Here is a 260-nt window from a genome sequence, read left to right as displayed (position 1 = left end):
GGCCATGTAGCCGGCAAGCCATTTGCCTTCGGCCTTGGCCTGCTCCATCCTGATAAGGCCTGCAAAGAACTCGGCGCGCGTCCTGGCAAGGATGATCTCTGCCGGCTCGGCGAAAAGCATCACCTGTCCGGTCGCGTCGTCGCGGAACAGAATATAGGGTTGGGTTTCGGCCATCGGCGGCGTCTTTCTTGGAGCGCGACCTCCCTGGTCCGCCAGCCGGCGCCTCTCCCCGCTTGCGGGAAGAGGTTTGGCGTGGGGAC

1 pseudogene is annotated in these 260 nt (G+C 64.2%); it reads right to left on the bottom strand.

Features of this window, described 5'->3' with window-relative positions:
* Positions 1-174: pseudogene (locus AF337_RS41780) on the bottom strand (aminodeoxychorismate synthase component I); the annotation flags it as partial.
* Between the last annotated feature and the right edge of the window lie 86 nt (positions 175-260).

Origin of the sequence: Rhizobium ecuadorense (assembly GCF_001187535.1) — a bacterium.
Lineage (GTDB): Bacteria > Pseudomonadota > Alphaproteobacteria > Rhizobiales > Rhizobiaceae > Rhizobium > Rhizobium ecuadorense.
Note: the sequence above shows the minus strand (reverse complement) of the source record. Positions and strands in the feature narration are given on the sequence as shown.